The sequence below is a fragment of the Limnobacter sp. SAORIC-690 genome, from assembly GCF_002954425.1.
GTDB lineage: Bacteria > Pseudomonadota > Gammaproteobacteria > Burkholderiales > Burkholderiaceae_B > Limnobacter > Limnobacter profundi.
The window spans coordinates 1,883,335-1,907,984 of sequence record NZ_MQVZ01000001.1 but is presented as its reverse complement, the minus strand read 5'-3'; the positions used below and the strand labels follow the sequence as shown (position 1 = coordinate 1,907,984).

Genomic DNA, 24,650 nt, shown 5'->3' with positions numbered 1-24,650 from the left:
GGATCAATCACCATCAGAAGATGAAAACTGAATAGACACTTTCAAACCCTTGGCCACCTCGCTTTCCAAAAACCCCTTGAGCACCTTGAGTGCTTTAACTGACTGTTCAACACTGGCTTGCTTTGTGATGTCGTTGGACCGCATGGCCACAGCCACAGCACTGCTGTACTTCACCAAGGTGTCGGCCAGTTCAATTTTCCCCAAGCCGCGCAAATAAGCCTCCAGCGGGATCACTTGCGTATTGGCCTGCGGCACAGTTTGGCCAGTCACCATCAACAAATGTTCTATGCCCTGCCACTGTGCAGCCCATGCTTTTTCGGTCAAATGAAATTCTGAAAATGGCCAATGTCCTGCAGGCGCCATGTTTGCACTGGCTTCATCCTTGTTCTTCAAGAGCGGCTTTTCCATGCGCTCCCAAGCCAGGTTGTGCGTGGCTCCAACCAACTGGTTGAAATACAATTGCATGCCTGCACCCAGCGCCTGTGCGTCGTCTTGATTGGCTTGCGTTGCACTGGTTTGCCACCTTAAACCGGCCACAGTGCGTGCAATGTCGAGCACTACCTCGTGCGCGTAATTGCACTGGGGGGTGCCCGATTTGAAATCATTTTGCGTCAACAAATACTCAAGGGCAGGAAAACCTTTTGCCGGGCTTCCGATCAGGGCCATGGCTTGCGCGCCTTGCGGCTGTTTTTTGATTGCACGCTCAAGCAAGTTCAGGCGCAAAGGTCGAAAATCGATTTGGCGCACCGTGTTGTTGTCCAGCATGGGCCCCATCACCACCGCCGACAGTTCCAGCCAGGCCAGGTAGGCCTTGGCATATTGCCCCTGTAACTGTTGCATGTTGGCAGGCTGCGCTTTTCCACCCGTTTTGCAATATTGCGCCGTGGCCACACTCAACGCCTCGAGTTGATCACGCAGCAGGGCAGTGTCCTTGGCATGGTGGTGTATCGCCACACTATTCAATACCTCTGCCACCTCGTAGTAAGGAAACAGCATCGTGCTTCGGTCCACGGGTTTTGCAGCCACGGCTGAATTGGCAAAATTAAGCACCACCAACAACACGAAGGCCAACACTACCCAGACCAGTCCGCGCAACAGGCCAGTTTTCAATTCATGCTGATGTTGGGGATTCATTACAAAGACTCCACGAAACGAATCAGTGCTGAACGATCTTCCGCCGAAAAACTCATGAAGCGGTTCTTGCTTTCTTCGGCTTCACCACCGTGCCAGAGAATGGCTTCTTCAACGCCATCGGCGCGGCCGTCGTGCAACAAACGCATGTGGTTGTTCACATCGGGAATCAAGCCGATACCCCACAGCGGCGGTGTTTTCCACTGGCGGCCATTCGCCTTGAAATCGGGGCGATTGTCGGCAAGGCCTTCGCCCATGTCATGCAACAACAAATCGGTGTAGGGCCAAATTTCCTGTCCTTCCAACGCTTTGCTGCTCAAGGCCGGGAAAGGCACTTTGCCTGTGGTGTAGGAAGGGCGATGGCACACGGCGCACTGCGCTTGCTCAAACAACTTTTGACCCTTTAACACTTGCGCATCATTCACGTTGCGGCGGGCTGGTGGTGCCAACACAGCTTGATAAAACACAATCTCGTTGAACAGTTTGTCGCTCAGTTCAGGCTCTCCGTTCTCGGAACCATTGGGTGCCTGCACACAGTCTTTCTGGGCAGGTGTGCAATTCTCGGAGGGAAACAAACTGCTGGTGATGCCGATGTCGCCCAGAAAAGCGCCACCGGTTTGATGCGCCAGGGTGGCCACATTGGCCTTCCAGCCAAAGCGGCCCAACATATTCTTTTGTGCATACGCATCCCAAACCCGGTTGGGCACACCCTTGATTGGGCCGGGCTGTGCAGCCTGCCGCTTGGCATTGTTCAAAACATCCTTTTCCTCAATGGCTTCCAGCAAGCCCAGGCCAATCACCTGTGGCGCAATTCGAGGGCTCACCATCACTTGGGGGTGCATGGGGCCATAGCCCAAATCAGAGAAAGAATAGCTCGGCTTTTTCAACACATAGGGTGTGCCATCCGGGTACTTGCCACGTAACTCTGTAATTTGAATGTGCACCTTGCCTTCAGGCTTCACGCCCGCAATGGCGGCGTTGTTGAACTGATCGCCATACACAGGATCGGGCACAACACCATGTTTGGAATCGTTACCGGGAATGGACAGGCGGAACAAGAGGTCCACCGGTTGCTCAGTGCTCAGGCGATCCAGAATTTCGGGCGGCTTTCCTCGACCGTCCTGTATGTGGCAACCACCGCAGGAACGTGCAATGAAATGCGGACCCAGTCCATCACGCGCAGTGGTCGATGCAGGGGCCTGTACCCAGTTGCGTTTGAAAAATGAATTGCCAATGGCAAATCGCGTTCGTTCTTCATCGGGCAAATTGGCGGCGGGAAATGAAAAGGCGTTTCGGCCATCGGCAAACACGGTGACGTCCCCTGCAGTGCGGGCAGTCATTCCTTCAACTGCGGCCCATGCCGCCCCGGCAAGCAACAGGGTTCCCCCTGCCAAACAAACAGCTACTTTCATCAGGGCAAGGTCAGGGTAAGTTGAGTAATGCCGATTGCATTGGCCGATTCAACCAGCAAGGTGCTTTGCTCAACCAGGCTATCCACGGTGGCTTTCACGCGTTTGGGCCCAGGTGCGTTTGCACCACCAATAATTTCCCGGTCAAAGGGTGCTTGGATGGCACTTGCGGCTTTCACTGAATTCTGGATTTGCTGCGTGGTTTTCTTCGCAACTTCCGGTGCACGTGCCCCCACCAACTCGGCCAGAGAAGGTACTTTCAACACTGCCCCATCGGCCTGTTTGTAAGTGCCAGTCCACACATTCAAAATACCTTGCGCATTGGTCACTGCATCGCGGTGTGTGTTGTCTGAAAAACAGGAGTGCTCATCCTCTTGATCCTGACTGAACAAGGCCACTTCAAGGCGTTCACCAGCGAGCTCGCCGCGCGAGAGTGAACCCAAACCCACCAGAATTTTGCGAATGGATTCCTTGCCGCCCTTCTCAAAACTCGCGCGGAAATTGTCAGTTCTCTTGGGGGCCCAGGCCGATCGCACTGTTTCAAGATCATGGATCAACAAGGCGGTTATTTCGCGCAAATAAGCAGCGCGGCGTTCTGCATTCTGGCCTTTGCCTTTCACGTAATCGGTGTAAGGCCGATTGCCGGGGCCATTCTCATTCAAATCCTGACCCCACAGCAAAAACTCAATGGCGTGCCAACCGGTGGCAATGTTTTCTTCACCACCCCGCTCATTTTCTTCGATCAAGGCATCGCGGGTAATCTTGAATTTTGGATTGTTGATAAAACCACTGCGTGCATTGCCTTGCACATAGTCCACATACGACTCATCCATCGGCCAGGCATTGATCTGCCCTTCGGGCCCGTTTTCATCGTCGATCGGGCCACCATAAAAACGGAAAGCCTCTGTTTGCCCGTAAAACTCGCGGGCATTTAACCATGCTTTTTTTGCTGCATCCAGGCCAGCCTGGGAAGGCGCTTTCAAAAATGCATCAATGGCTGCCTGCATTTTCTGGGCTGCATTCACTGAATCGGTGTAATTGGCATACACCAATTGCCCATAACCCTTCACCACATCTTGATCGGTAGGGGCCGCCACGGCCACATTGCAAAATGCCAAAGCTAAACCGACAACCATCGCCTTGTGTTTGGCGTTGAACCACGAGTACGTCATAAGGACCTGAAACCTTTGAATCAATCAAAAACAGCCTATATGTTAATCTTAATGAGAATGATTTGCAATTAATAAGAACATCCGTTACACTTCGACTCATTCAACGCAGGCAATCCACTTTATTCCGGGCCACCATGAATTCCCTATCTACGCTGAAAACTGGCACTCCCCCCGCAAGCCACACTGAGCCAGCGGCCGCAGCGCCTTTGAATACAAAAAACCTGTTTCCACAAGGCAGCCGCGAACGGACCATTGTTCATGACAACACAGAGTATCGCTTGCGAATTACCGCCCAAGGCAAACTGATTTTGACCAAATAATCTTCTCTCACCCTCAAACCGCAAGCCAGCAAAAAACAAATAGCCAGCCAGCGTTTTTTTCAAACCGCATCATGAATCCGAAAAAAATTCTGCCTTGCGCCATCAGCGCAATCACCCTGTTTTGGCCCCAACTATCAAACGCTCAAGAAGCTGCCACCCTGCCCGCTGTCAAAGTAGAGGGGCAGGTACAAGCCGAACCAAGCCCTTCAGCGCCAGTGGACGGGTACAAAGCCAACAGCACATTTTCTGCCACCAAGACCGGGACACCCGTTGTTGAAACCCAGCAATCCATTTCGGTGATTACACGCGACCGCATTGAAGATCAGGGTGCACTGACCCTGCAAGACGCGCTCGGCTACACCGCAGGCGTAAGTGCTCTGGCTCTTATGGCTTTGACAATCGCGGCGACTGGGCTTTTATCCGCGGTACTTCGTTTGTGCAGTACCAAGATGGTTTGAAACAGCTTTTTGGTTTTTACAACAATGTACGCCCCGACCCGTTTACCCTGGAACGCGTTGAAGTGGTGAAAGGCCCTTCATCTGTGCTGTATGGTCAGGGTGGTTTTGGCGGCCTGGTGAATATGGTCAGCAAGCGCCCACAACGCGAACAGGCTGGTGAAGTGGGGGTGCAGCTGGGCGAATACGGCCGCAAACAATTGGCACTCGACTTGACCGGCCCACTGAATGAGAACGGCACCCTGCTGTACCGAATGATCGCACTGACCCGCGACAGCGACACCCAAGTGAACTTTGTGCCGGATGATCGAGACCTGTTCGCACCCGCCATTACCTGGAGGCCCAACGCCGACACCAGCCTGACTGCGTATTTGAATGTGCAACGGGATGTGTCGGGTTCATCCGTCGGCTTTTTCCCGATCATCGGCACCCGCTTTGAAGGGCCGAATGGCCGCATTCCAACTGACACATTCATCAGCGAGCCAGGCTTCGACTTGTACCTGGCCAAACAAACCTCGTATGGGCTGGAGTTTGATCATCGTTTGAACGATGTGTTCACCTTCAGCCAGAAAGTGAAACAAAGCGACAGTGCGGTGTCGTATAACTCGATTTACTCGGCATTCACACCTCGAATCAATGCAGATGGACGAACCATCAACCGCGTGGCCATTTCGCAATATAACGTGGCTGACAGCCTCACCTCTGATTCACAACTAACGGCCAAATGGAATTTTGGCGAGTTCGAGAACACCAGCATTGTCGGGTTTGATTACCAGCGAGTTGCCTTGGGCGGCGCGCGTGGTGCAGGCGGCAGTGCTGCCGCGATCGATTATCTCAATCCGGTGTATGGTAACTTCACTGCGCCTGTACTGGCAGACATTGCAGGCACACTGCAAACTCAAACCGGTATTTACGCTCAACACCAGGTGAAGTACGCCAAGCGCTGGCTTTCTACCGTGGGTATTCGTCGCGATTGGGCCAAATCCGAAACCGACAACGCACCAGCCTCCAACCTGGATACATCCACAAACACCTACAAGGCCAGCCTGGGATACATCACCGATTTCGGAGTGATGCCTTATTACAGCTATTCAGAATCCTTTCTGCCAATTGGTGGCCTGGACTTCTTTGGCAATCCGTTCAAGCCACAACAAGCTGAACAACAGGAAATGGGTGTGAAATATGAAACACCGGATGGCAAGTCGCTTTTCACTGCTGCCGTTTATGAAATCAAGGAAAACAACCGCCGCGTCGCTGATCCTGTTGTAGCCAACAATCAGATTCAGGTTGGCGAAGCGGAAAGCAAAGGCGTTGAACTGGAAGCCAACCACCGTCTCAGCCCCACTGTGGACATTCTGGCGGCCTATGCCTACACCAGCGCCAAAGTAACCCGCCATTCCACGCCCAACAGTCAAGGCAAAAGATTGGCCACAGTGCCCAAACAAACCCTCAGCCTGTGGGGACGCCAGAAGTTTTCCATGCTCGGCTTACCCGGCTGGCAATGGGGCGCAGGCTTGCGATTCATTGACGAATCCTGGGACGGCGTAGACAACGTGCGTACACCCAGTGTGACGCTGCTGGACGCCATGCTCTCGTATGAAACTGGCGATTGGCGCTACGCAGTGAATGCGACCAATCTGGCCAATCGGGAGTATGTGTCCACTTGCCTGTCTCGTGGCGACTGTTTCTATGGTGTCGAACGCAATGTGGTGTTCAGTGCAAACTACCGTTTCTAAAACACATTGGCTAAAAATCAGCAGTCGGCAAATTGTTTGCCTGCTGCTGGCTTTTCCAGCAGGGTTGGCCTTGGCCAACCTGTTTGCAGCGGCCTTGGCCATTTTGCTGTTTAAAGCTGGCATGGAACAAAGCGAAGCCATGACCCTGAGCCTGCTGCTGGCCTACCTTGCCATGCCCTGCTGGGTGCTGTGGATTTACTGCACAGCCAGCCTGGCCTGGCTAAGTGCCAAAGGGCTGCTGTTTGGTTTGCTGTGTGCAATCGTGATTTATTTTCCTTGGTAAACCCTGGCCGTGAGTAAGCAGAAAGCACCTTCCGTTCGTCAACACATGGCTTGGTTTCACACCTGGTTTGGGCTGTTCATCGGCTTTCTGCTGTTTGCGGTGTTCTGGATGGGTACCCTCACCGTGTTCGACAAAGAGTTTGACCGATGGATGCACCCGGAAAGCCGCAGCATTGCCGGTGAATGTTGCACACTGAGCCCAAAGCAACTTGAAACAGTGTTGCTGAAGGCCCATGAATTGGCGCCCGGATCCGACAACATTCGATTGCGCTTGCCCACCGAGCGAACGCCCATGACGCTGATTCGGATCGTGGAGCCCGACCGAACCTTGAAAGCCTATTTCATGGATCCAGACACAGGCAAAGTGGTCTCCAATGAACACACGTTGGGTGGCAGCGGTTTCTTTTTTCCCTTCCACTACAAATTCAATATTGCCTGGAATAACGTGGGATATTTTTTGCTGGGTATTGCCGGCCTGGCCATGATGGCGCTGTTGATCAGCGGCATTGTCATTCACCGAAAACTGCTGGCTGAGTTCTTTTTGTTTCGCCCCAACAAGCACACCGTGCGCAGTATGCTCGACTTGCACAATCTGAGCAGCGTGGTGGCATTGCCCTTTCACTTCCTCATCACTTTCACCGGTTTGCTGATATTTTTTTCAATCTATTTTCCTTGGGCCACACTGGCCGCATTTGATGGTGACAAAGCCGCCTCGCAGAAAGCCATGAGTGGTTTTTTGAACATGCCCCCCAGTGGTTTTGTTGAAGACGCCGAGCAACAACTCGCTGCACTGAAAAGCGTACCGGCTTTGGTTCAAGCGCGGGAAATTGCCTGGAGCCAAGCCCTGGGTGAAACCGCGCGTGCTGATTCAATCAATATTCGAAACTTGGGTGACAGCAACGCCACACTTGAAATTCGCCGGGTGTTTCCCGAGCGCCGCATCAGCATGAGCACACATGCTGACACCATGCTGTTGCACACCGGTGAACTGCTGCATGCACACGAGCCCAAACCCATCAAGGGCTTCACGCACTGGATCAACGGCCTGCACTTCATTCAGTTTGACCACACTGCACTTCGAGTGCTGTACGTGGTGGGTGGCTTGTTGGGTTGCGTCATGATTCACACTGGTTTTTTGTTTTGGCTCGAGTCTCGCCGTGTTCAACACCACAAGAAAAAACTACCAGGCTTCACAGTGGTTCAAGCCCTGGCCGTGGGCGGTACCATCGGTATGTTGATTGCCACTGCCGCCTATCTTGTAGCAAACCAGCTTTTGCCGAATCACATTGAGAACAGGGCCACTGTCGAGACCTGGGCATTTTATGGTGTATGGGTACTTTGTATCGTTTGGGCCTTTGTCAGTGCCTTCCGGCACCAAAATTTGCAAAACCAGGCAGCGGCGCACCGCAGCAGCCAATGGCTGCCACCCACGGTCGTATTTACCGCCCTGTCTGCATTGGCCTGGTTGCTCAACCAGATCAACACAGGTGGGCTGGTTCAAGCCATGGCTCAAGGGGATATGAATTCACTGGCCATCGACATCGGTTTAATGCTGATGGTTGCAAGCGGTGTCTTCACCGCCCACAAACTGTCAGTCAGCGCGACAGCGAAGTATGCTGAGCCCAGCGAGGTTGGACAATGCCACTAACGGTACAACTTGCGCTGGCTTTTTCGCTGCTTTTTTTGGGTTGCTATTGATCGCGCTTTCACAGCAGGCACATTGCCATCATCACCGCTGGGCAGGGCGTTGCAATGCAGTGGGCCTCAAGTCTGTTGGCGCAAGGCGCACAACCGGCATTGTGGCGTTGCTGCTCAGCGCAACTGCACTGGCTGCGATTGAAGGACTTGCTTTCGGGCTTGTGCTTTGGGTCATGGCAGCGGCCATGCTGGCCGTGGTGTTGGCCTGGGTGCTTGCCCCATCGAGATAAGCGCTCACTTGTATTGTGGGCGTATAATTACTCCACATTCCATATGAGCAGTTGTCATGATCACCCGTGTTGTCACCTCCGCCTTCATTCTGTTGTGCGCGCTTACAGCGAACGCACAAAGCAATGCACCCCCCCTCCCAGCCGACATGGCCAACCGCGTTCAAGCCTGCGTGGCTTGCCATGGCGCGGAAGGGCGTGCCAGTGCAGAAGGGTACTACCCACGTATTGCGGGCAAACCGGAAGGTTATCTGTACAACCAGCTGATTGCCTTTCGGGAGGGAAGCCGTCAACACGTTGCCATGAATGGCATTGTGCAACATCTGTCGAATGATTATTTACAGCAAATGGCGAGGTACTTTGCTGCGCAAAATCCACCCTACCCTGCGCCCGCAAAGAGCACCGCCTCTGCTTCAGAAATTGAGCAAGGCAAACGCCTGGTTTTCGACGGCGTTGCATCCAAAAAAATTCCTGCATGCGCAGCCTGCCACGGGCAAGCATTGACTGGTGTTGAACCCTACACACCCGGGTTGTTGGGTTTGCCGCGCGATTACCTGAATGCGCAACTTGGCAAATGGCGCAACGGTCAGCGCCAAGCCGCTGACCCCGATTGCATGCATGCGCTAGTGAAAGCGCTCAGCCCCGAGCAATTGAACACGGCCACCGCATACCTTGCGGCACAGCCCATGCCAGAAAACCCCAAAGCAGCTCCCAGCGACAGCATTCAGTTTCCGCTGAAGTGCGGCACACACACTGCCACAGCCGTGCCAGGCAGCAACAATATCTCGCCCGAGCCGATTGCGTTGAATGTGTTGTCTGAACAAGAGAAACGCGGTGCCTATCTGGCACGCTTGGGCAATTGCGCCGGTTGCCACACTGCCAACCCCAAAAAACCCTATGCGGGTGGGCGTGCAATCGAAACACCCTTTGGGAAAATTTACAGCACCAACCTGACACCGAATGCTGAACACGGACTGGGCAGGTGGACTGCCGACGATTTTTACAAAGCGATGCACAGCGGCATCTCAAAAAACGGGGATTATCTATACCCTGCATTTCCCTACACCGACTACACCAAAATGGGCCGTGCAGAGGTAGATGACTTGTTCGCCTACCTGAAACGCCTGCCCGCCATTGCCCAAAAAACACCGCAGCCTGAATTGCAATTTCCCTTCAATCAACGCCCACTGCTGGCGGTGTGGCGTGCACTCTATTTCACCGAAGGTGAATTCAAACCCGACACCACACAAACCGCGCTTTGGAATCGTGGTGCCTACTTGGTCAATGGTCTGGGTCATTGCGCAGCCTGCCACACACCACGCGGCACCTTGGGTGGATTGAAGGAAAAACTGAATTTAAGCGGTGCCACCATCCCGGTGTTGAACTGGTTCGCACCTGCACTGAACAATCACCCCGCACAGGGCTTGGGTAAATGGACCGAAGCCGACATTACGCAATATTTGCAAACTGGCGTGAATTCTCATGCGGCAAGCTATGGCCCCATGAGCGAGGTCATTGCGCACAGCCTGCAATTTGCCACGGCTGCCGACACCCAAGCCATGGCGGTTTACCTGAAAAGCCTGCCTGCACAAGCCCCATCAGAAAAAGAATCAACAGGCCTTGGGCAACGCACCTTGCAACCTTTGATGGTTCGAGGAGAGAACATTTATACCAATACCTGTGCCGAATGCCATGGCAAGAAAGGCGAAGGCAAAGCCAATCAATTTCCGGCCTTGGCAAGCAATGTGAATGTGATTGCACCCAACCCGGTCAACACCATACGCATGGTGCTCAATGGCGGTTTTTCACCCAGCACACAAGGCATACCGTATCCACATGGCATGCCACCCTATCGAGTAGAACTGAGCAACAACGACATTGCAGCAGTGGTCACTTACATCCGGCGAAGCTGGGGGAACAATGCCAGTGGAGTGGCGTCTGTCGAAGTCGACAAGCAACGTGGTAATCAATAAAAAAAGCCGGCGATGAATTGCTTCATCACCGGTTTTTCGATGTCGCGCTTAACGATGACTAGAAATCAACTTGCATTTCAACCAGCAACATACGTCCAGGTGCAGGCACCCGGCCGATGGTACTCACATCCACACCACGGAAGAAGTACTGCTCATCAAACAGGTTATTGATGCCAAAACCAAGGTTCATATTTTTGCCCTGACCAATTGGGAAATCACGACCCACGCGCATGTTCACCAAGGTGTAAGCGGGCAACTCCCCGGCGCTGCCATTGGCAGTTTCAACCTGAGTGTTGGCTGAATCACTGAAACTTTCAGAAACATACAAGGCATTCGCATTGGCAGTCCACTTGCCAAACTTGTGTACAGCGTCAACACCAATATGGTGAGTTGGCGCATTGCGAAGTTTCTTGCCTCGGTCTGCACCCGACAACTGCTCCGTGTCCAGGTAGGTGTAGCTCATGCCCAGTTCAGTTTGACTGTCCAGGTTCCAGCGACCTTCCAGCTCCACACCTTCCTGGCGTGTTTCACCCAAGTTGCGGAATGCGCCTGAATCGAAAACAATTTGGTCTTTGTAATCAACACGGAACAAGGTTGCCGCTATATTGGCCTGCGGGTTAATTTGCCAGCGTGAACCAATCTCATAGTTCTGGGCTGTTTCATTGCCCACATCACCACCGCGGGTAACCTGCGCAGTTTGCACCGGCACCAGCGAGCGCTGCGCATTGGCAAACACATACACATCTTTCGTGGCCTGGTAGCCCACAGTCAATCCAGGCAACCATTCATCGGGGTTATTCTGAAACTGTGCGCCCGTGTTCAAATCCCTGTAGTTGGTTTCCACGTCCTCATAGCGAATACCCGGGGTAACGGTTAATCGATTTTCCATCAAAGCGATTGAATCGCTGAGGTAATACGCCATTGCAGTGGTTGAGAAATCCCATCTGCGCAATGGATTCACCGCACCAGTTGCCAAAGTGGTACGCGTTACATCAAATCGCACATCTTCTTCGACAAATCGTGCACCCGCGATAATGGTGTGATTGCCAATTTTTCGGGTGATGCGGGGCTCGGTGCCGTGCACACTGAAAATTCTTGGCGATTCACTGACGCTGGTCACCGGCAAGGCAGGGTCCATGGGATCACTGAAGAAGAAGGTGCGGTCGGCCTGGTGTGCAAAATTACGCCAAGTCAATTTGGTATCTTCGTTAAAACTGTGATTCCAAGTGAAAGTGGCACGCCACATGTCTGCATCATAAGCATCAAATGGACGTTGAGACTGATTCGGATTCTGTTCATATGCTGCAGGGCTCAATGCGCCGGGCAATTCAGCCTTCACTTCGTAGTACTGCAACTGCGCCTTGAAATCGTTGTTCGGGTTCAGGTAGTACTCACCATCTACAATAAAGTTTCGCACTTCGGTGTCGGAACGATCGCGCTGACCCTTTCCATCCACAATATTGGCCTGAAATTGCAAACCAATGTCTTCACGCACAAAACCACCAATGCGGTAGTACGTGTCAGTCAGCATGTTGCCGGTTTCTTCGGAAATTTGAAGGCGTTCGCGGAAGGTTTGACTGGTTTTTGCGGGAATGGGCTTGGTCACCAAATTCAGCACGCCACCTACGTTGTTGGGGCCGTAATGAACAGCCGCACCGCCACGCACCAAATCCACCGCTTCAAGGCTGGGCAAGGTAACCGGGAACAGCGACAAGCCCACGTTGGTGTATGGGCCAATCGCAATCGGGTAACCATCGACCAGAATTTGTAAACGCTCACTGCGCAAGGGATTCAAACCACGCACACCAATGTTGGGCAAAATGCCGGTCCCTGTTTCATCCAACACCTGAACACCCGGTACACGACGCAAAGCGTCTTCCAGGTTCAAAGCACCACGCTCTTCCAGGTCTTCTTTCTCAAGAACCGTGCGCGCACCCGTGTAGGTTTTTACGCTTTCCTCTGTGGGTGGGCCTAACCAGTCCGATTGGACGGTGACCGGTGCCAGGTTTTGCGCGAACACAGCATTACCCAGGGAAATACAGGCCAGGGCCACAGCCGTGGATAGAATTGAAATACGGGGACCTTGGCGCGAATCGGCATGCGCACGACGAAATGACATTGCTGTTTCCTTTTAATAATAAAAATCGTTCTCATTATCGTTATTTTTACAACGATATTTTTGTAAGCCCTTCAAAAAGACATTTTTTTCTTGTACCGCACCGCTGTATTCGCGCCTTCACCCCCATATCGAGTGATGGATTGTTAATTTTTTTGAAGCGCCGTTTTATTTAATGCTAATATTAATCATTATCATTTACATAATTAAAAATGATCCATCCTTACTTGTTAACCAAAGCAGCATCCAACACATCGCCCAAGCTGGGCCTGCTGAACTCCCTGCCCTCCCCGTTGATCATCGACATGATTGCCCAGTGCAATTACGACTTCGTGATTATCGACACCGAGCACGTGCTGCTCGATGAAAACACCCTGCGCGAATGCATTCAAACCTGCCGGCACCACCATTGCGTACCCCTGGTTCGCATTGCAGAAATTCGCCCCAACTTCATCGGCAAGGTATTGGATGCGGGTGCCATGGGCATTGTGCTGTCACGCGCAGAGAACGCAAATCAAATTGAAGCGATTGCCAACGCCATGAAATTCCCCCCGTTCGGCACACGCGGCATCACTGGCGGAACAGTGACAGGCTACGGCCAACTGCCCTTGAGCGACTACATTGCGCAGGCCAACACACACACATTGCTAGTGCCCATGATTGAAAGTGAAAGCGGCTTGAATGCCCTATCCCAGATGCTGGCCACCGGGCAGGTCAGCTTTGTCATGGAAGGTGCACTGGACCTTGCCTTGAACATGGGCCTTGGACCAAGCCCGCTGCACCCAGCGGTGTTCGACGCATTGAACAAGCTGCATCAAATTTGCCAACACGCCGATGTGCCCTTTTGCCCCAACCCAAGAACACCCAGCCAACTGCGGCACTGGCAAGAACTTGAATGCAAACTTTTCTTGTGTGGCGAAGACCGAAGCCACTTCGGTCATGCACTGCGAACCAAGCTTCTACCTTTCCAGACACCCCATGATGTTCCTCAAGGAGCCTGAATTGAAACCCACCCTAGTTTTTCTGACCCATGTGTTGAACAACGCAGTAGTCGACGGATTCATTCCCGCAGCCCGATCACTGGGTCACGACGTCATCGTGTTGACCGACCACGGCCACGCCCACCAGCAAGCACTTGCCGATGTGCGTGTGCATGAATGCGATGTGTTCAACCCAATCGGGGTAATCGACCTGATTGCCGCACTGAACATTGAACCAAGCGCCGTGTTCTCCAACAGCGACCACCTTCAAACCTGCACCGCCATGGTGGCTGAACTGCTGGGCCTGCCTGCCAAACCCTCGAAGGTTTGCTACCACGCCAAAAACAAACACTGGATGCGAAAGCGGCTTGAATCGCTTCGCCTGCCCACCATCTGGAGCCAAACCATTCGCAGCACCGACGCAGTTCACAGCGAATGGCCATACCCGCTGGTGGTTAAGCCCACCCAAGGGGTGGCATCAATAGATGTGGTTCGCATCGACACACCTACTCAACTGGCACAACACCTTGCGCAGCTGGATGAATCGCAAAGCGTGTTGCTGGAAGAATTCATGGAAGGCCCATTGATTACCCTTGAAACACTGGGCGATGGCGAACGGCTGCACACAATTGGCGGGTTTGATGTAAGCCTGTCCAATCCACCTTACTTTGTCGAAACCGCAGCGCAATGGAATGGGCCGCATACGGTGCAATGGCGCGCCCACATGGCATACACCCTTGCGCAGTTTGGTGTGGGGCTTGGGGCGTGCCACAGCGAATTCGTTGTGACGCCACGCGGCCCGGTGCTGGTGGAAATCAATTATCGAAGCATTGGCGACAACCGTGAATTCCTGCTTGATCAGTTGGTGGAGCAAGGCTGGTTCAAATCCATTCTGCAAACCCACCTTGGGCAGGAAATTGAAGTGCCGCAAGTAAAGCCAAAATTTGCACAAATCGATTACCTGGTTGCCCCACATGCAGGCACCTTGCGCGTGGCACCGCGTATTGAAAACAATGCAGCCGTGCAGTACCGCGCCATTAAGCAGCAAGGCGAAACCATCCAGATCAGCAACTCCAACAAGGACTACATTGGCGTATTCACTTATCAAGCGGATTCCGACAGCGAACTTCAACGCCTTCGAACTGACATACAGCACCGCAACCCCTGGAGCGTTCAATGAGCACTTTGCACAACCAACGAATTGCGCTACGGCTAATCAACACCTGCCTGCGGGAAAACGTTCGCAACATACTGAGCATGGGGCGTATTGAAGCAAGCGAAGGCCACAAGTTTTTGGTGTTTGAACACCTGCCTGAACCCTGCCGAATTGAAGTGAAGGAAAGCCACAGCATGCAAACCCTCAGGGCAATCAACCCACATTGGGAGGTACTTCAACACGGTCAATGGATTGAACAACAGGGTGCACGGCAATGGATCCGTTTTCTGGCGCAAGGTTTGCCTGGTGAAGCAAAAGCCCTGTATCAAAACTATGAACTGGAAGTGCAGGCTGCGATTGAGCAAACCATGTTGTGCGATCAAACCTACACCGAACAACAGCACCAGCTTGGCTTTTATGTGGGCCTGCGCAATTGGGCAGAACGCATGTTGCACGCCGATCAAATGGCCAGCTTTCTCGACCACCCTTATTACCCTACGGCGCGAGCAAAGTTCGGCATGCAAACCAGCGAGCTGAAAGCCTACTCACCGGAATTCAACCCAACTTTCGAGTTGGCCTGGTTTGCGGTGCCCGCAAGCGAATTGGAACGCACCGGCACAGAGCCTGCGTGGTGGCCAACACTGGCGCAAGTGGGTTTGCCACAATCGCTTGCCAACAGCCACGCATTGCTGCCAGTTCACCCCATGATGCGCGCCGCAATTGCACAGGAAATACCGGAAAGCATTGAAGCACCACACACTTATTTGCCCGTCAAACCCACGCTGTCGGTGCGCACCGTGGCTGCGCTGAACCACCCGGCTTCACACATCAAACTGCCGATGCCGATTGCCACGCTGGGCCAGAAAAATATTCGCTACATCAAGCCATCCACCCTGAAAGACGGTGACTGGTTTGCGCGCGCACTTGTGTCGATTGAGCAAACGAACGAAGGGATCAAGGGTTTGTACCGGCATGTGGATGAATCATTCACTGGTTGCTACAAAAACCTGAATATTGCGGGTTTTCTGCACCGCCAATACCCGCCCGAACTGCCCGATGAAACGCTGGCCACCGTGGCCACACTGTGCAGCCCCATGCCCAGTGGCAAACCGTACATTCTTGAATACCTCGAGCAACATGGGCAAAACTTGCAAAGCTGGTGGACCAGCTACTGCACACTGATGATTGGTGTACATCTGCGTTTGTGGATTCAACACGGCATTGCGCTGGAATCGAACCAACAAAACTCGGTATTGTCATTGCGCCCCGGGCAGCCGCCAACGCTGGTGATGAAAGACAACGACGCCGCACGCCTGTGGCCGCAACGGTTTGAAACAACTGTGGCAAGCCAAGGGCACAGTGTGCACATGCTGCAAGACGCCCGCATTCTGGTGAACGACGAAGCACCGCTGGCCCACATGTTCATCACCATCACCCTGCAGCTGAATTTGCTTGCTGTACTCGATGGGCTTGCGCAAAGCGGTGCACTAAATCGCCAACAGGCTTTGCTTACCTTGCGCAGGGCCATCGAACACACCTTGCACAGCCTGCGCAAAGAGGGGTGCGACATCGACCTGGCCAACGAACTGTTGCTGTGCGCACGCATGCACCCTGTGAAGTACCTGCTGCAAAGTGCAAGCCTGTTGAGCAAACAAGAATGCGGTGCCAGCGACGTCAACAAGTTTTACGGCATGACCGGCCCCAACCCCCTTCGAGATCTATCATGAACCGTGTGCTGATTGCCGTACTGGCCTGCCATTTTCTGGCCGCGTTCACCGTGCTGGGCATGCCCCTGTACCTGCCCGTTCTGTTCACTGATTTGGGGCTAGCGCCGAACAGCCCCTGGATCGGCTTTGTGTTTGCTTGGCCCACACTGTTGACTGCACTCAGCGGTCCGTTGTGGGGCAAAGTGGCTGATCGTTTCGGCAGGCGCTTCTCGCTGATCCGCGCGCTGGCGGGTTTGTCCATCGCGTTCGTGTGGGTCGGTGTTTCAAGTTCAGTGGCGGAACTGGTCATGGCATTAACCCTGCAAGGCTTGATGGGCGGCACATTGGCTGCAGCAAATTCCTACCTGGCCACCACCATGCCGCGTGAAGCGCTGTCCAACACTTTGAACTGGACACAATTCAGCGCGCGCATGGCGCTGGTTACCGCGCCTTTGGTGCTGGCTGTGGGCATTCAATACTGCAAACTGCAACAGCTGTACATTGTGTTGGCAAGCCTGCCCATGCTGGGTGCCTTGTATGCCTGCACACTGCCCAAAGATTCACAGCCATCGCATGCATCGAAAGCAGCTTCAAGTACGCACTCAGTTACCACATCCACCAACACAGCCACCCCTGTGCAATATGCATCGGCCCTTGCGGTGTGCAGCTTGCAAGCCCTGTTCTGCTTTGCCATGGTGGTCACCTTTCCGTACTTCCTGCCCTATGCAACCCCTGGCGTTGCAAGCACCACTGCCATTGCCCTTCTGTACGTGCTGCCCCACCTTGTTTACTTGTTTCTTCAACCGCTCTTGAAAAAGCGCCTGCCAAACTGGGCTTTCAATTGCCACCTCAGCATGCTGGCCCTTGCCATTGCAGCGTGCATGCAGTGGCAATTCAACAGCGGTCTGGCCCTTGCAGCGGCGCGTGTTCTGTTTGGCATGGGTATTTGGTTGGGCTATCACGGCACTCACCAACTGGTGGCAAAGTCGTTTCAGGCGGCACGTGCTGGCACCTGGTTTGGTTCGCTCGACAGCGTGGGGAAACTGGCTGGCGTGGCCGCGGGTATTGCAGCCGGTTTTGCAGTTAACCACTTAAACCTTGCTTGGCCTTTTCTACTTTCCGCAGTGGCCAGCCTTGCAGCCATGCCACTTGTTCACCACATTCAAAAAACAGGATCAAACCCATGCCCACATTTGAACAACGAATTCAGCGACACCAAGCCGAACACCACAGCCTGAACCATCTTCTGAATTGCTATTTGCGTGAATTCGCAGTGCCGCAACAATTGGTCGACTGGAAAGCACAAGGCGATCTGCCCAAAGCCTTGCAAAGCGATCTGCTGGAAGGTGAAACCGTGAGAATTCGCATGGCTTACCCACTTCTAAAAATCGCCTTCAAAGTGCAAGCCCGGGGCGCACTGAACCAGATCAAACTGGGATCCAAACTGTTCGGAAAACCCATGGGAAAACCCTGGCAAGTACTGGGCACCCATGCTGCCATTGAAGCCCTGCTTAACCACATGGCCATGCTCACGAAAACCGAACCCAACATTGAATTGCAAGCCCAAATACACAACAGCCTGCACAACATGCAACGGTTTTTGGCACACGCAAACGTGCCCTACATCAACGCCCTGCAACACACAGAACAATCGTTGCTGTGGGGCCATCCATTTCACCCCAGCCCGAAAAGCCGATCAGGCGTAGAGCCTGATCAACTGCTGCAATGCTCACCCGAAGTGGGTGCTGCCTTCCAGTTGCACTGGTTTGAAATTGATCCGGTTTTGCTGAAAGAACTTGGCAACCCTGTGATCAACAAAGTGTCTGAAACCCTGACTGGGCGCGCTGGCCTGTACCCCTGTCACCCCTGGGAAGTGAACCTTGTTGTGAACTCCAGAATTTATCAACAAGCAAGCCAGAATAATCTGATTCGCCACCTTGGCCCCTTGGGCAAAGTGGTGTGGCCTACTTCATCCGTGCGCACTTTGTACCACCCTGAACTGGATGTATTTTTGAAATGCTCCATTCATGTTCGGCTCACCAATTGCATTCGCAAAAACGCATGGTATGAACTTGAAAGCGCGGTGGGCATGACCGAGCTGCTTGCACACACCTTTGAACATGTTGAGCATGCACACCCCGGTTTTCGGATGTTGCGTGAACCAGCGGCTTGCACACTAGACTTGTCACAGGCTTGCACAACTGCCGGCAGCGAAGAAATCTTAAGCCTGCAAGAAAGTTTCGGCATCATTTTCAGGGAACAACTTCAAAGCCAGCACACCAACATTCACATGGCAGGCACGCTTGCTTCATGGGACACGGTTGGCCAAAGCCAACTGGCGCAATTGCTTTGCGAACACGCCGAACAACATGATTTGCAAAAAACTGAATTCACACTGAACTGGCTGCAAAGCTATTTCAATCTGCTGGTGCCCGGCACCCTGACCCTGTTGTTCAAGCACGGTGTGGTGCTTGAACCGCATTTGCAGAACACCGTGCTGGCACAGGAAAACGGTTTGCCCGTGCGCGTGTGGATCCGAGACCTGGAAGGCACCAAACTGATTCCACAACACTGGCCTTCTGATCGCCTGCAAAGCCTCTCGGAACGCGCCATTGCCTCGGTGCATTATTCCGAAGACCAAGGCTGGAAAAGGGTCAGCTATTGCCTGTTGGTCAACAACATTGCCGAGATGATTTTTCACGCCTGCCAACACACGCCGGGGCTGGAACAAAGGGTATGGGCAATGCTGGCCGCCTTGCTTCAAAAAACCAGCCATGCGCTGGGTACACCACAGGAGCTTTCCGGTTTGTTGCAAGGCCAGGCACTGGCATCGAAAAACAACCTCAAAACACGTTTGTTCAAAAAGGCCGATCGCCTTTCCGACTACACATTCCTTTCACACCCACTGATTGCGCAACATGACAAACACACTGAACACACTGCTTACTAAACAGGCCAATTCCAGCACACAACCCTGGTGTGCCTATGTGTACGACTTGCCAGCGCTGGCAGCACATGCACAACACATGAAACGGCACCTGCCCCGCAATTGCGAGCTGTATTACGCTGCCAAAGCCAACCCCGATATACGGCTACTTGAAACACTCGCACCACACGTGGATGGCTTTGAAGCTGCCTCTGCGGGCGAATTGGCCCACTTGAGTGAACAGCACTTCGGCAAACCCCTGATTTTCGGCGGACCGGGCAAAACCACCGACGATTTGCAACAGGCGCTACGCCAACAAGTAGCCTGCATTCATGTGGAAAGCCTGACCGAACTGAAGCGCCTTGCATTGCTTTGCGCCCACACGGGTCAAACCCAAACAATCATGTTACGCATGAATATTACGCTGGAAGGAATAGCAAGCAGCAAACTTCAAATGGGGGGGCAGGCTACGCCTTTTGGGCTCGACCCCTGCGACCTTGGCACAGCGCTGGTATTACTTCGGGAATCGGCACAACTTGAATTTGAAGGATTTCATTTTCATTCCATGTCACACCAGTTGTCAGTCGAAAATCACCTGAAACTGATTACACGGTACTTCGAAATCACCCGGCAATGGGAATCGCAATGGCACATTCGCTGCAAGGTGATCAATGTGGGCGGCGGGATTGGTGTGAACTATCAGTGCGTGGATGAACAGTTCGACTGGCCAGAATTTTGCCAAGGGCTTGATCAATTGATCAGGCAGCACGACATGCAAACACGGCAAATCCGGTTTGAGTGTGGCCGCTACGTGAGCGCATTTTGTGGCTACTACGTGATGGAAGTGATCGACCTGAAACAAAGTCACGGGCAGTGGTTTGCAATTGGAAAGGGCGGCACACACCACTTTCGGACCCCTGCGGCACAAAACCACAACCACCCGGTTTGGGTGCACCGCAACGGACAGGCTGGGGTTGTACGCAATTCAACGGTGAATATCGTGGGGCAGCTGTGCACACCCAAAGACCGCCTGCACCAGCAACTGCCTGTTCAGGAATTGGCTCTCGGAGATTATCTGGTGTTTACGCTTGCGGGGGCTTATGCATGGAATATCTCACATCAAAATTTTTTGATGCATGCTGCGCCAGAAACTATCTATCTCGATTGAGAGTTGAACTCTTGGGCTGAGAAGGCTACCTACTTCGATTAACCCAAAGCACTTCATCAAAATGAACCCTTCATCAGCCATTGGTCGTACTCAGTCCCATCATTCCTCACCAGATCGTAATCAAACAAACCAAACCCTACCCATCCAGATTGCCTCAGCCCTTGAATCCGCACTCCCCGGCGTCAACGCGAGCAAACTGGTTCATGCCCTCGACACCCTGCTAGGCGGTCGCGGCAACTACACCCTTGTAGGTAGCGCCGCCATGCACCTTCATGCACTTGAACACCCCAACGCCACATGCAAACTCCCCCTGCCCCATGATCTTGATGTCGTTGTCAATGACACTGCAATTCGCCGAGTAGAACTGGCCAATCCAGAAACACTGGGCAAACTGAATTTGAAACGCGACGCAAATTTCGCACATGTGTTGCACATGACACGCGAGAATGCACCCAACCTGAAAATAGACATTGTCTGCTCCAGCACCCCGGGTTTTCTAAAATACCAATTCAACCCGCATTCCATTCATGAGGTACAAGTTGGCATGTTGGCCGACTGCCTGGCCGATTACAAAGCCAGGCGTACCGATCAGGAATTCGTAGAACAATGTGGAGGCCAAACCCAAGCGAATTCAAAGGTTCAACCCTGGCTGGATTATTTCGACCAGTTTCGCCACGAGGCAGGCACCGTGTTGCCGCGGCAAGCTGCGAAAAGACGATTTACAGAATCAAGGAACTCAAGCCCCGAACAAGCATTGGGTGAGCCCAGCCATGCCAGGGCAGCAGCGAGAATTTTGAAATTTGGGAGCTAAGGTAGGAAACTAAACCAAGCGATTGAATTGGGAAATCAAACCGTTTGCTGGCTCATCTCACTGACTTGAATCAGCGTGTTGTGCGCATCAATTTCACTTTGGCAGTGCATGCGGCACTGGCCGCAGCCCGAGCAGGCGCCCGTTTTCATGGTGATGTCGTCCACTGAACCACAACCGCTTCGCACGGCTTCAGAAATGGTACGGTCGCTTACGTTGGCACAAATGCAGACGATCACGGTTGACCTCAAATTGCGTTGAACTTGAAAGTAATAATAATGATTCGCATTACTACAATCAAGTATTTTTTCAACACAATTCGAAAATCGTTAGAACATTTACTCTGAAACACCCATCATGGATTGCTCGTAATTCTGCAAACCTACCCTGTCAATCAGGCTCAGCTGGGTTTCCAGCCAATCGATGTGTTCTTCGGTGTCTTCCAGAATTTCTTTCAGAATGTCGCGAGAAACATAATCGCGCTCGTCTTCCGACGCCTTGATGCCATCTTTGATCGTCACTTGAGCCGCGCTTTCCATTTTCAAGTCGCTTTCCAGAATCTCGCGTGTATTTTCGCCAATCATCAACTTGCCCAGGTCTTGCAGATTGGGCAGGCCATCCAGCATCAACACGCGTTCAATCAGCAAATCAGCGTGCTTCATTTCACCGATTGATTCCTCATATTCCTTTTTCTTCAGTACATCCAGGCCCCAATTGCCGAAAATGCGCGAATGCAGGAAATACTGGTTAATCGCAGTCAATTCATTCTTCAATTGCGCATTCAGTGCCGCAATTACTTTGCTCGAACCTTTCATTGTTCCTCTCCCTTGCATTCAAAAATCAACTCAATCCACAGTGTACAACGCGGGCCAAGGGGGCCGAAACCCTTTTCTGGTGCGCTTCTTAAAAAAGTACTTGCCAAAATCGAAAAGCCAAATAATAATGAAAACACTTCTCGTTTCTATCTTTCCGGGTAAGATTGCCGTGGGTCTACCGCTCAATCTCCTTCTTCGCAACAGTTGGCATCCTCACCGGTAGGCCTTCCTCGCTCGGAAAGACCCTCCCGCACCAGCCAGCCGCCGCAAGCCAGTGCATCTTTTATCTCAAAGGATTGCTGTCATGAAAAAACGCGCGCTGGTCGTGGCGATTGGCGCAGCTGTAGGTTGTCACCCGGCTGCATGGTCACAAAGTACTCAACAAAATGAGGCGACTACACTTAAAGAAGTGCAGGTCACCGGGTTTGAGCGGGTTTACAAAGAACCGACCACCAATACGGCCTTGGGCTTCGAAGCGGACCCGATGAGCACACCGCTGACCACCATCAGCATTCCCATCGACATTCTGGAAGACCAGCAAGTTAACAACGTTGAAGATGCATTGCGCAACGTAGCCGGTGTCACCAAATTCAAACAGGGCAATGGTGGCGAGGAGAAATTCTCGATTCGCGGTTTCGATGCGTCCCAATCCCTTTACAAAGACGGTGCACGCATCAACAACGTGTTCAACGCCACCAACATCGCCACCACAGAAACCGCCAATATTGAGCGCTACGACATCTTGAAAGGCCCTGCATCAATTTTGTATGGTCAGGGCGAACCAGGCGGTGTCATCAACTATGTCACCAAAAAACCAAAATTCACCGAGTACCGGGCCGCCGAAGTAATTGCGGGCAGCGACGACTATTACCGCGTAGAAGCCGATTTCACCGGGCCACTGAGCGATACGTTTGCCTACCGACTCATTGTGTCGTCTGAAGACAGCGGTAGTCACCGTGACTTCACGGTCCGGGATCGACAGCTTGTGGCACCTTCGTTGACCTGGAAGCTGAGTCCACAAACACTGGTTACAGCGCAATACGAATACATCACCGACACTTACACCCAAGACCGTGGCCAGGTACTCGACGGCAACAATGCCACGGGCTATTCCTACAGCGGTCGCCTGAACGGCACCCAGTTCTACGGCATTCCCGGCTGGAACGAAAATACCGAAAGCGACTACAACCGATTTGCCCTGCTGGCCGAACACTTCTTCGACAATGGCTCGTCGATCACTGCCAACTATTCACGCACACGCGTCGACAAAACCCTGTTTGACTCCAGCCCGAGAGCACTTGGCCCCAATATGCAAGTGGTTGCAGACAATGGCGATGTGGCCATTCGTGCTTCGCAACAGGGTGGCCAGGGCGAAAGCGACAGCATGGTGCTGAAGTATCAGTGGCAACTTGATGGCGGCACATTGTTTGGGCAAACCATCGGCCACAAATTCCTGTTACAAGGCGACTATGAACGCATTGTGAACAACACCATTTCTGCATCTGGCACTCAAATTACTTACAACGTCAATACCGGGCAATACAGCGGCATTCCACCTGGGGGTGTGGTCGTTGGCCCATTCACCCAAGGTGGAAGCAGTGCGCGCCAACAAGGTTTAGTGATTCAAGACCTGATTTCAATTGGCGAGAAATGGAACCTGCTGGCCGGTTTGCGCAGCACCCAATTTGAAGATCGCCAAGCCAATGTGGACAGCGACGATGTATCCCCCCGATTCGCTGGTGTACAAGGCCACCAACACCTTGTCGTATTACGGCAGTTGGGCCAAAGGCTTCACCCCCACCACCGCCACTGGCTTTAACCCCGCAACGGGCAACGGCATTGGCGGCGCGCCGCTGGACCCGGAACGCACCGAGCAGTATGAATTGGGTATCAAAAAACAGTTGTTGAACAAGCAGCTGGATATTACCGCCGCAATTTTTGATTTGCGCAAAACCGATGTGGCCGTTACCGACCCGGCGTCGTCTGGTTTGCCAGCAGGGGAACAATGGTCCACCAACCTGGGCGAAACCCAAACCCTGGGCTTTGACATTCAAGCAATCGGCAAGGTGAATGACTCTTTCCGCGTGGTTGCCGGTTACGCTTATCTGGACAACCAACTCGTGGCGGTTGATCCTTCTTTGGCTGGCCAGGAAGGCAATGCCCTGCCCGGCATTCCCGAACATTCTGGCAATTTGTTCGGCGTGTATGAAGTGCAGCGCGGCCAATACAAGGGCTTGGGGCTGGGGCTTGGCGTGTTTGCCCAAACCGGTTCGTTTGTATCTACAGAAAACCGGGCCAAATACGATGGCTGGGCGCAACTGGACGCCTTGGCGTATTACAAGGCGGACGGGTGGAAAGTACAGCTGAACCTAAAAAATATCACCGATGAAGAGTACAACTTTGCACAGGCTGGCACCACCACCGACTCATTCGGTGCCGTGCGCGTGGGCACCAGCACACCAAGAACAGTCAATGTGAGCCTGTCGGTTGAATTTTAATCGTGAAGATCTGCTACACTCTTTTTGATATTAATTCTCATTCACAAATTGGAGTGCATGAAAATTGCTTGCTG

General features: G+C 52.9%; 20 protein-coding genes and 1 pseudogene. 15 read left to right on the top strand and 6 right to left on the bottom strand.

Going from position 1 to position 24,650, the window contains the following annotated elements; translation table 11 throughout:
- Positions 1 to 3 precede the first annotated feature (3 nt).
- From BSZ31_RS09125 to BSZ31_RS09115, 3 genes are read right to left on the bottom strand one after another with little or no spacing between them, the layout of a single operon-like run.
- Positions 4 to 1,134: an imelysin family protein gene (locus tag BSZ31_RS09125; protein WP_105028484.1), complete on the bottom strand. Its 1,131-nt coding sequence runs from the start codon at positions 1,132 to 1,134 to the stop codon at positions 4 to 6.
- Complete coding sequence (locus BSZ31_RS09120) at positions 1,134 to 2,543, bottom strand: di-heme oxidoredictase family protein (RefSeq protein WP_105028483.1); 1,410 nt, start codon at positions 2,541 to 2,543, stop codon at positions 1,134 to 1,136. The genes BSZ31_RS09125 and BSZ31_RS09120 overlap by 1 nt, the downstream gene beginning before the upstream one ends.
- The gene (locus BSZ31_RS09115) at positions 2,543 to 3,712 is read right to left on the bottom strand and encodes an imelysin family protein (protein WP_105028482.1); all 1,170 of its coding nucleotides are present in this window, start codon (positions 3,710 to 3,712) and stop codon (positions 2,543 to 2,545) included. The genes BSZ31_RS09120 and BSZ31_RS09115 overlap by 1 nt, the downstream gene beginning before the upstream one ends.
- Before the next feature lie 134 nt (positions 3,713 to 3,846).
- Here BSZ31_RS09115 and hemP point away from each other — a divergent pair, with 134 nt between their 5' ends.
- The 7 genes from hemP to BSZ31_RS09085 all read left to right on the top strand — a co-directional run bounded on the left by hemP (position 3,847) and on the right by BSZ31_RS09085 (position 10,403).
- Positions 3,847 to 4,032: a hemin uptake protein HemP gene (gene hemP, locus BSZ31_RS09110; RefSeq protein ID WP_105028481.1), complete on the top strand. Its 186-nt coding sequence runs from the start codon at positions 3,847 to 3,849 to the stop codon at positions 4,030 to 4,032.
- Positions 4,033 to 4,103: 71 nt separating this feature from the next.
- Positions 4,104 to 4,490, top strand: coding sequence for a TonB-dependent receptor plug domain-containing protein (locus tag BSZ31_RS17565; protein ID WP_206018582.1), 387 nt, complete (start codon positions 4,104 to 4,106; stop codon positions 4,488 to 4,490).
- Positions 4,469 to 6,223 carry a TonB-dependent siderophore receptor gene (locus BSZ31_RS09105; RefSeq protein ID WP_206018581.1) on the top strand — a complete coding sequence of 585 codons (1,755 nt, stop codon included), beginning with the start codon at positions 4,469 to 4,471 and terminating at the stop codon, positions 6,221 to 6,223. Before BSZ31_RS17565 ends, BSZ31_RS09105 begins: the two co-directional genes overlap by 22 nt.
- Positions 6,204 to 6,506 (top strand): hypothetical protein, encoded by a 303-nt coding sequence (locus BSZ31_RS09100; protein WP_105028480.1) that lies wholly within the window; start codon positions 6,204 to 6,206, stop codon positions 6,504 to 6,506. Before BSZ31_RS09105 ends, BSZ31_RS09100 begins: the two co-directional genes overlap by 20 nt.
- A gap of 9 nt (positions 6,507 to 6,515) precedes the next feature.
- A complete protein-coding gene (locus BSZ31_RS09095) occupies positions 6,516 to 8,153 on the top strand; it encodes a PepSY domain-containing protein (protein WP_105028479.1) in 1,638 nt (545 codons plus the stop codon).
- 46 nt (positions 8,154 to 8,199) lie between these two features.
- Positions 8,200 to 8,433, top strand: coding sequence for a hypothetical protein (locus BSZ31_RS09090; protein ID WP_146106653.1), 234 nt, complete (start codon positions 8,200 to 8,202; stop codon positions 8,431 to 8,433).
- A 56-nt stretch (positions 8,434 to 8,489) separates the two neighbouring features.
- Complete coding sequence (locus BSZ31_RS09085; protein ID WP_105028477.1) at positions 8,490 to 10,403, top strand: c-type cytochrome; 1,914 nt, start codon at positions 8,490 to 8,492, stop codon at positions 10,401 to 10,403.
- A gap of 58 nt (positions 10,404 to 10,461) precedes the next feature.
- On the opposite strand, the gene BSZ31_RS09080 is transcribed toward BSZ31_RS09085, so the two are convergent.
- Positions 10,462 to 12,522, bottom strand: a complete 2,061-nt coding sequence (locus tag BSZ31_RS09080) for a TonB-dependent receptor domain-containing protein (protein WP_105028476.1) — start codon at positions 12,520 to 12,522, stop codon at positions 10,462 to 10,464.
- A 209-nt stretch (positions 12,523 to 12,731) separates the two neighbouring features.
- Between BSZ31_RS09080 and BSZ31_RS09075 the strand changes: the two genes are divergently transcribed.
- The 7 genes from BSZ31_RS09075 to BSZ31_RS09045 all read left to right on the top strand — a co-directional run bounded on the left by BSZ31_RS09075 (position 12,732) and on the right by BSZ31_RS09045 (position 21,266).
- Positions 12,732 to 13,520, top strand: a complete 789-nt coding sequence (locus BSZ31_RS09075; RefSeq protein ID WP_105028475.1) for an HpcH/HpaI aldolase/citrate lyase family protein — start codon at positions 12,732 to 12,734, stop codon at positions 13,518 to 13,520.
- A gap of 1 nt (position 13,521) precedes the next feature.
- Positions 13,522 to 14,679: an ATP-grasp domain-containing protein gene (locus BSZ31_RS09070; protein WP_105029818.1), complete on the top strand. Its 1,158-nt coding sequence runs from the start codon at positions 13,522 to 13,524 to the stop codon at positions 14,677 to 14,679.
- Positions 14,676 to 16,382 (top strand): IucA/IucC family protein, encoded by a 1,707-nt coding sequence (locus tag BSZ31_RS09065; protein ID WP_105028474.1) that lies wholly within the window; start codon positions 14,676 to 14,678, stop codon positions 16,380 to 16,382. The genes BSZ31_RS09070 and BSZ31_RS09065 overlap by 4 nt, the downstream gene beginning before the upstream one ends.
- Positions 16,379 to 17,599, top strand: a complete 1,221-nt coding sequence (locus BSZ31_RS09060) for an MFS transporter (protein WP_168426916.1) — start codon at positions 16,379 to 16,381, stop codon at positions 17,597 to 17,599. The genes BSZ31_RS09065 and BSZ31_RS09060 overlap by 4 nt, the downstream gene beginning before the upstream one ends.
- Positions 17,545 to 19,311, top strand: a complete 1,767-nt coding sequence (locus BSZ31_RS09055; RefSeq protein WP_105028472.1) for an IucA/IucC family siderophore biosynthesis protein — start codon at positions 17,545 to 17,547, stop codon at positions 19,309 to 19,311. Before BSZ31_RS09060 ends, BSZ31_RS09055 begins: the two co-directional genes overlap by 55 nt.
- Complete coding sequence (locus BSZ31_RS09050) at positions 19,280 to 20,455, top strand: type III PLP-dependent enzyme (protein WP_105028471.1); 1,176 nt, start codon at positions 19,280 to 19,282, stop codon at positions 20,453 to 20,455. Before BSZ31_RS09055 ends, BSZ31_RS09050 begins: the two co-directional genes overlap by 32 nt.
- Before the next feature lie 61 nt (positions 20,456 to 20,516).
- Positions 20,517 to 21,266: a hypothetical protein gene (locus tag BSZ31_RS09045; RefSeq protein ID WP_105028470.1), complete on the top strand. Its 750-nt coding sequence runs from the start codon at positions 20,517 to 20,519 to the stop codon at positions 21,264 to 21,266.
- A 35-nt stretch (positions 21,267 to 21,301) separates the two neighbouring features.
- Here the strand turns inward: BSZ31_RS09045 and BSZ31_RS09040 are convergent, their stop codons facing one another.
- On the bottom strand, positions 21,302 to 21,502 hold the full coding sequence (locus BSZ31_RS09040) for a bacterioferritin-associated ferredoxin (protein ID WP_008251330.1): 201 nt from the start codon (positions 21,500 to 21,502) through the stop codon (positions 21,302 to 21,304).
- Between the two features lie 99 nt (positions 21,503 to 21,601).
- Entirely contained in the window at positions 21,602 to 22,078 is a 477-nt protein-coding gene (bfr, locus tag BSZ31_RS09035; protein WP_105028468.1) for a bacterioferritin, read from the bottom strand.
- Between the two features lie 304 nt (positions 22,079 to 22,382).
- On the opposite strand from bfr, the pseudogene BSZ31_RS09030 reads away from it, so the two are divergent.
- A pseudogene (locus BSZ31_RS09030) lies at positions 22,383 to 24,576 on the top strand (TonB-dependent siderophore receptor).
- The last annotated feature ends 74 nt before the right edge of the window (positions 24,577 to 24,650 follow it).

Bases quoted from the DNA above. Each gene is read 5' to 3' on its own strand.
- BSZ31_RS09080 (WP_105028476.1), bottom strand. From the start codon at position 12,522: ATGTCATTTCGTCGTGCGCATGCCGATTCGCGCCAAGGTCCCCGTATT.
- BSZ31_RS09085 (WP_105028477.1), top strand. From the start codon at position 8,490: ATGATCACCCGTGTTGTCACCTCCGCCTTCATTCTGTTGTGCGCGCTT.
- BSZ31_RS09115 (WP_105028482.1), bottom strand. From the start codon at position 3,712: ATGACGTACTCGTGGTTCAACGCCAAACACAAGGCGATGGTTGTCGGT.
- BSZ31_RS09050 (WP_105028471.1), top strand. From the start codon at position 19,280: ATGACAAACACACTGAACACACTGCTTACTAAACAGGCCAATTCCAGC.
- BSZ31_RS09075 (WP_105028475.1), top strand. From the start codon at position 12,732: ATGATCCATCCTTACTTGTTAACCAAAGCAGCATCCAACACATCGCCC.
- BSZ31_RS17565 (WP_206018582.1), top strand. From the start codon at position 4,104: ATGAATCCGAAAAAAATTCTGCCTTGCGCCATCAGCGCAATCACCCTG.
- BSZ31_RS09060 (WP_168426916.1), top strand. From the start codon at position 16,379: ATGAACCGTGTGCTGATTGCCGTACTGGCCTGCCATTTTCTGGCCGCG.
- bfr (WP_105028468.1), bottom strand. From the start codon at position 22,078: ATGAAAGGTTCGAGCAAAGTAATTGCGGCACTGAATGCGCAATTGAAG.
- BSZ31_RS09125 (WP_105028484.1), bottom strand. From the start codon at position 1,134: ATGAATCCCCAACATCAGCATGAATTGAAAACTGGCCTGTTGCGCGGA.
- BSZ31_RS09065 (WP_105028474.1), top strand. From the start codon at position 14,676: ATGAGCACTTTGCACAACCAACGAATTGCGCTACGGCTAATCAACACC.
- hemP (WP_105028481.1), top strand. From the start codon at position 3,847: ATGAATTCCCTATCTACGCTGAAAACTGGCACTCCCCCCGCAAGCCAC.
- BSZ31_RS09045 (WP_105028470.1), top strand. From the start codon at position 20,517: ATGAACCCTTCATCAGCCATTGGTCGTACTCAGTCCCATCATTCCTCA.
- BSZ31_RS09055 (WP_105028472.1), top strand. From the start codon at position 17,545: ATGCCCACATTTGAACAACGAATTCAGCGACACCAAGCCGAACACCAC.
- BSZ31_RS09120 (WP_105028483.1), bottom strand. From the start codon at position 2,543: ATGAAAGTAGCTGTTTGTTTGGCAGGGGGAACCCTGTTGCTTGCCGGG.